This window comes from Staphylococcus simiae (assembly GCF_002902085.1).
Lineage (GTDB): Bacteria > Bacillota > Bacilli > Staphylococcales > Staphylococcaceae > Staphylococcus > Staphylococcus simiae.
In genome coordinates, this window is record NZ_PPQR01000029.1 from 1 (window position 1) to 2,275 (window position 2,275).

The following is a 2,275-nucleotide window of genomic DNA, read 5'->3' on the forward strand; positions in this document are numbered from 1 at the left end:
AATGAAGTTGTATCTTTCTAGTAATTTAAAAGTATTATAAATTACTAAATAAAATGATAGTTGACTAGTAGCATTTCATCATATTTAACAATATTTACAACTTTAACTAGCTTAATTATAATTTTAACAAAGGAGGAAAGATATGTGCTTGTATTAACGTATTGTTATAGTTGTTTATATAGTTTTTTGTATCAAATTTCTAGTGTGAAAACTTTAAATTTCAAAGCATGTCTTAGTAGATCTAAATGTGATGCTTGTCACCATCAATTAGCATGGTTTGAATTATTCCCTATATTTAGTTATCTCTTGTTAAAGACAAGGTGTAGATATTGTCAACAAAAAATTCCGCTTACCAATTTTGTTGGTGAAGTTTTAGCAATTTCTCTCTTTTTTCTCGTTTACTTTTCCGTTACTATTATTCATTCACAGTTATTGATATCAACTTTTTTATTTTTTCTAGTTCTATCAATCAACGATATTGAGTCGATGACTATAGATTTAAGGATATTAATTATATTCGTCATCGTTACTTCTACTTTCACACATGTATTCATAATATCCTTCATAATTGTAACTTTAAGTGCCCATTTATTTTATATTGTTAGTAGGTCAAGTATAGGTTATGGAGATATTTTGGTTATAAGTGCACTTTCTTTATTTTTTCCACTCAGTTTTTTAACCATACTTTTAATAATTACCTTTTTACTGGCAGGTATGATCGCATTATGTATTTTAATATTCAGAAGAATTATTGCGTTGCCATTAGTACCTTTTATATTTGTAGCTTTTATTTTAAATTCATTATTTTATGATAATGTATGTCGATTTTTAGGAGGATATTATATTTGAAAATTAAAGAAATGAACATATCGGAAATGCCTAGAGAAAGACTTTTAACTTATGGGGCTAAAAGTTTATCTAATAGTGAATTGTTGGCAATACTTATAAATACTGGTAGAAAGGGATTCTCAAGTATTGATATTAGTAATGAATTATTAGGAAAGTATAGTAGCTTAAGTCAATTAAAAAAGGTATCTATCAATGAATTAACAAATATAAAAGGTATAGGTTTACACAAGGCCATCACTTTAAAAGCTGTGTTTGAATTAGCTGAAAGAATAAGCCAACCTGATATCATTAAAAAATTCAAGATAACTAAGCCAGAAGATGTTGCTGAATTAATGATGCCATCAATGAAAGATTTAGCACAAGAACATTTTATGTTGATATTATTAAATTCTAAAAACATTGTTATCAAACAAGTTTGTGTCTTTAAAGGTACATTAAATAGTTCTATAGTTCATCCAAGAGAGGTCTTTAATATAGCCATAAAGGAATCTGCGAATGCTGTAATTGCTGTACATAATCATCCTTCTGGTGATGTGACACCATCACAAGAAGATATTATTACAACAATCCGTTTAAAAGAATGTGGTGAATTGTTAGGAATTGAATTGTTGGACCATATTATAATAGGTGATAATAAATTCACTAGTTTAGTAGAAGCAGGATATTTTGAAGATAGAGTTTAAGCTTAATAGCATATATGTCAAAACTTGTGTATAATACGTACGAAAGATATACATAGGAGGAAATACATTGACTATATTTCTTATCATAGGTGTGCTTGTCCCGATGATCTATACAATGAGAATAAACATTAAAGATATAAAGATAACAAGAAAGGAAGTTGTCAATACTGTCTTATTATCAGCGGGAGCAATTTTAATTACCACTGTAATTGGAGTACTTGTCACACATCAACAGTATTCACTTATTGCTGTAATTATTGGTTCTATAATAACAGGTGTTATATGGGGGTTACTGTTAGTCGGAAGTTATGCTCTGTTGCGATATTTGTCTAATGCTTTTGGGAATAAAAAATAATACTATAAAATGTAAAAACTCCTAATCAACTTGTATTGAAAGTGACTACAGTTGATAGGAGTTTGTTTTTTATATAATGATGCTATTTTAAAATCTAGGTAAACCTGTATTATAAATATGGAAATAATCTAATAGCCATAATAACCCTTGGTAAGCAAGATAAATACATAATAAAACGATACCGATATAAATTAAAAAACGCAAAATTGAGAATCCAACTCTAAATAGGAGGATAACTAATAATGCAATTAAAATTATTGTTAAAATATTCATTTTTAAACCTCCTTGAAGCTGTGATATTGACTTTGTTTATTATAATGTATATTTTAATAGACTGCATCAGTCTTTAGATAGATATTGTTTAAGGCTCTCGACTGATGACATTATG

4 protein-coding genes are annotated in these 2,275 nt (G+C 27.7%); 3 read left to right on the forward strand and 1 reads right to left on the reverse strand.

Features of this window, described 5'->3' with window-relative positions:
• Nucleotides 1-144: 144 nt before the first annotated feature.
• The 3 genes from CD113_RS13025 to CD113_RS05190 all read left to right on the forward strand — a co-directional run bounded on the left by CD113_RS13025 (nucleotide 145) and on the right by CD113_RS05190 (nucleotide 1,887).
• Complete coding sequence (locus tag CD113_RS13025; protein WP_157738310.1) at nucleotides 145-849, forward strand: prepilin peptidase; 705 nt, start codon at nucleotides 145-147, stop codon at nucleotides 847-849.
• The gene (gene radC, locus CD113_RS05185; protein ID WP_002462516.1) at nucleotides 846-1,532 is read left to right on the forward strand and encodes a RadC family protein; all 687 of its coding nucleotides are present in this window, start codon (nucleotides 846-848) and stop codon (nucleotides 1,530-1,532) included. Before CD113_RS13025 ends, radC begins: the two co-directional genes overlap by 4 nt.
• A 67-nt stretch (nucleotides 1,533-1,599) precedes the next feature.
• On the forward strand, nucleotides 1,600-1,887 hold the full coding sequence (locus tag CD113_RS05190) for a hypothetical protein (protein WP_002462517.1): 288 nt from the start codon (nucleotides 1,600-1,602) through the stop codon (nucleotides 1,885-1,887).
• 87 nt (nucleotides 1,888-1,974) lie between these two features.
• Here CD113_RS05190 and CD113_RS05195 read toward each other — a convergent pair whose 3' ends face one another.
• On the reverse strand, nucleotides 1,975-2,160 hold the full coding sequence (locus CD113_RS05195) for a hypothetical protein (RefSeq protein ID WP_002462518.1): 186 nt from the start codon (nucleotides 2,158-2,160) through the stop codon (nucleotides 1,975-1,977).
• Nucleotides 2,161-2,275 lie beyond the last annotated feature (115 nt).

Excerpts from the sequence above, each read along its gene's own strand:
- CD113_RS05195 (WP_002462518.1), bottom strand. The coding sequence starts at position 2,160 with ATGAATATTTTAACAATAATTTTAATTGCATTATTAGTTATCCTCCTA.